Genomic DNA, 788 nt, shown 5'->3' with positions numbered 1-788 from the left:
GAGGTCGTCTCGTTAAAGGTCGTTATGGTCCCGTCCTCAGAGGTGTAGGTAAAGCTACCGTTACCATTGTCCACCAAAGTGGTCACGGTATTGTTGGTGTCCACCGTTACCGTGGTGCCGGAATCGTCCGTGATATCAAAGGTACCGTCGCCATTATCGACTACAGTGGCCCTTCGGGCATCAAAGGTCGTGGCAGCGCCGCTTTCGTTCGTATGGGTAAAGGTACCGTCACCATTGTCCACCAAAGTGGTAATCGTTTCCGATATCGTCACGGAGGCCACGTTCAAATACAGGCCGCCATCCGTTCCTACGGCAATATCATTATTGGCATCCGCACTTATCAAGTCAAAGGTCTGTGCTGTACCAGCCTCGTTGGTATAGGTAAAAGTTCCGTCACCATTGTCCACCAAGGTGGTCACGGTGTCATTGATGTCCACCGTTACCGTGGTCCCTGAATCGTCGGTGATATCAAAGGTACCGTCGCCATTGTCCACCACCGTGGCACGCCTTGCATCAAAGGTGGTCGCCGTACCGTCCTCGTTGGTATAGGTCAATGTACCGTCACCGTTGTCGGCCAGGGTACTCGTCGTCTCGTTAAAGGTGGTAATCGTACCGTCCTCGCTGGTGTAGGTAAAACTACCGTTACCGTTGTCCACAAGTGTGGTCACCGTATTGTTGGTGTCGACCGTTACCGTGGTGCCGGAATCGTCGGTGATATCAAAGGTCCCGTCACCATTGTCCACTACCGTGGCACGCCTTGCATCGAAGGTGGTCGCCGTTCCGTCCTC

General features: G+C 53.7%; 1 pseudogene. It reads right to left on the bottom strand.

Features of this window, described 5'->3' with window-relative positions:
• Nucleotides 1–788: pseudogene (locus tag ACRD67_RS20650) on the bottom strand (hypothetical protein); the annotation flags it as partial.

It is taken from the genome of Eudoraea algarum (assembly GCF_050589645.1).
In the GTDB taxonomy this organism is placed as follows: Bacteria; Bacteroidota; Bacteroidia; order Flavobacteriales; family Flavobacteriaceae; genus JBNGOQ01.
Note: the sequence above shows the minus strand (reverse complement) of the source record. Positions and strands in the feature narration are given on the sequence as shown.